Annotated in this window: 3 protein-coding genes; 2 read left to right on the plus strand and 1 reads right to left on the minus strand. The window is 73.0% G+C overall.

The genetic code is table 11. The annotated features are described in order from the left end of the window. Positions 1 to 2: 2 nt before the first annotated feature. Positions 3 to 503: an SsrA-binding protein SmpB gene (gene smpB / locus IQ216_RS13265; RefSeq protein WP_193815848.1), complete on the minus strand. Its 501-nt coding sequence runs from the start codon at positions 501 to 503 to the stop codon at positions 3 to 5. Positions 504 to 604: 101 nt separating this feature from the next. Here smpB and ruvB point away from each other — a divergent pair, with 101 nt between their 5' ends. Continuing rightward, positions 605 to 1,696 carry a Holliday junction branch migration DNA helicase RuvB gene (gene ruvB / locus IQ216_RS13270; RefSeq protein WP_193815846.1) on the plus strand — a complete coding sequence of 364 codons (1,092 nt, stop codon included), beginning with the start codon at positions 605 to 607 and terminating at the stop codon, positions 1,694 to 1,696. Continuing rightward, positions 1,693 to 2,505 carry a tetratricopeptide repeat protein gene (locus IQ216_RS13275; protein ID WP_193815847.1) on the plus strand — a complete coding sequence of 271 codons (813 nt, stop codon included), beginning with the start codon at positions 1,693 to 1,695 and terminating at the stop codon, positions 2,503 to 2,505. Before ruvB ends, IQ216_RS13275 begins: the two co-directional genes overlap by 4 nt. The last annotated feature ends 52 nt before the right edge of the window (positions 2,506 to 2,557 follow it).

Raw genomic sequence — 2,557 nt, forward strand, 5'->3', positions numbered from 1 at the left:
GCCTAGAGCCGGGCGATGGCGGAGCGGGTGTCCTTRGMCNMSTGCTTGCGCCGCTCCTCCTGGCGTTTGTCGTGCAGCTTGCGGCCCTTGCCCAGGCCCAGGGACACCTTGATCCAGGAGCCGTGCAGGTGCAGGTTGAGTGGGATCAGGGTGAGGCCCTTCTGCTCCAGGGCCACACGCAGCCGCTCGATCTCGCGGCGGTGGGCCAGCAGGCGGCGCACCCGCAGCGGCTCGTGGTTGAAGTAGGCGCCCGCATGGCTGTGGGGAGAGATGTGCACGTTGTGCAGCTGCAGCTCGCCGCTGCGGATCAGGCAGAAGCCGTCGCGCAGGTTCGCCTGACCCGCCCGCACCGATTTCACCTCCGTGCCGAGCAGCTCGATGCCGCATTCGAGGTCGTCGAGGATCTCGTACTGGTGCCGGGCGAAGCGGTTGTCGGCCAGCAGGCGCCGCGCCGCATCCCGCTTGGCCCTGGCGGCCAGCTTCTTGGTGCCGCCCTTGGCCATGGTTTCGCTCTCGCTGCGCGCCTGCTCCACTGCCGACCCTAGGTGCCCTGCAGGGCACCCCAGGCGGCACAGCGGCTGGGCGGGGCCGGTACCCTCCAGCCATGGCGATCGTCTCCTCCGGATCCCAGGGCCAGGATCGCCGTCGCAGCGGCGCCGGCTCCGGGCAGCGGCTGGTGGATCCCCAGGCTGATGCCGAGACTGCCCCCCGGCCCGAGGCTGCGCCTGAGGCTCCCCAGGCCCGCGAGGACTCGCTGCGCCCGCGTCGCCTGGCCGACTACATCGGCCAGGGCGAACTCAAGCAGGTGCTCGGCATCGCCATCGAGGCCACCCAGGCCCGCGCCGAGGCCCTCGATCACGTGCTGCTCTACGGCCCCCCGGGCCTGGGCAAGACCACCATGGCCCTGGTGCTGGCCGAGGAGCTGGGGGTGCGCTGCCGCATCACCAGCGCGCCGGCCCTGGAGCGCCCCCGCGACATCGTGGGCCTGCTGGTGAACCTGCAGCCCCGCGAGCTGCTGTTCATCGATGAGATCCACCGGCTCAGCCGGGTTGCCGAGGAGCTGCTCTATCCGGCCATGGAGGACTTCCGCCTCGATCTCACCGTGGGCAAGGGCACCACCGCCCGCACCCGCAGCCTGCCGCTGCCGTCCTTCACCCTGGTGGGGGCCACCACCAGGGCGGGCTCGCTGAGTTCGCCGCTGCGGGATCGCTTTGGCCTGATCCAGCGGCTGGAGTTCTACGGCCTGCAGGACCTGCAGGCGATCGTGCAGCGGGCGGCCGGGCTGCTGCGCCTGCAGCTCGAGCCCGAGGCGGCCCTGGAGGTGGCCCGCCGCTGCCGGGGCACGCCGCGGATCGCCAACCGGCTGCTGCGCCGGGTGCGGGATGTGGCGGCCGTCAACGGTGAGCCCTTGATCACGGCGGCCCTGGTGGATCAGGCCCTCAGCCTGCACCGCGTCGACGGCCGCGGCCTCGATGCCCACGACCGCCGCCTGCTGCGGCTGATGCTGGAGGCCTACGGGGGCGGCCCGGTGGGGCTCGACACCCTGGCCGCCGGCCTCGGCGAGGACCCCGCCACTCTCGAGGCGGTGGTGGAGCCCTACCTGCTGCAGCAGGGCCTGCTGCAACGCACCCCCCGGGGGCGCTTGCTCACACCGGCCGGCCGCGCCCATCTCGACGCCCAGGGCGCCATCGCATGAGCTGGCGAGCCCTCGCTACCCGCCTGTCGAGGCTTCTGCTGGCCACCGGGTTGGTGCTGCTGGTCTGGCTGGGGAGTGCTGGGGCCGCAGGTGCCGAGCCGGATCCCGCCGCCCACGAGCGGCTGTTCGAGCAGGCCCTGCTGGCCAGCCGCCAGGGGCGCTTCGGCGAGGCCCTGCCCCTCTGGGATGAGGTACTGGCCCTTGCGCCCGGCGACGCCGCCGCCTGGAGCAACCGCGGCAATGTGCGCCTGGCCCTGGGCGATGCCGAGGCGGCGATTGCCGACCAGAGCCGCGCCGCAGAGCTCGATCCGGCCAGCCCCGACCCCCACCTCAACCGCGGCACCGCTGAGGAGTCGCTGGGGCGCTGGCAGGCCGCCGCAGACGATTACCACTGGATCCTGGTGCGTGATCCAGCCGATGCCTCGGCCCTCTACAACCTCGGCAACGTGCTCGGCTCCCAGGGCGACTGGCCGGCGGCCCGGGCCAGCTTCGAGGCGGCGTCGCTGGCCCGGCCGGGCTTTGCGATGGCCCGCTCCAGTGCCGCCCTGGCCGCCTTCCAGCTGGGGGATCGCGCCGAGGCTGAACAGGCGCTGCGCTCGCTGATCCGCCGCTATCCCCTGTTCGCCGACGCCCGCGCCGGCCTCACGGCCCTGCTCTGGCAACAGGGCCACCGCGGCGAGGCCGAGAGCAACTGGGCGGCCGCTTCCGGCCTCGATCCCCGCTACCGCCAGGAAGAATGGTTACGGCAGACGCGGCGCTGGCCGCCCGCTCCGGTGGAGGCTCTCCAGCAGTTCCTGGCCCTCTCCTGAGCCGCACCCCCCTGAGCTGATCCCCTGATGCCCACCAGCCCCACTCCTCTTG

The organism is Cyanobium sp. LEGE 06143 (assembly GCF_015207535.1).
GTDB lineage: Bacteria > Cyanobacteriota > Cyanobacteriia > PCC-6307 > Cyanobiaceae > NIES-981.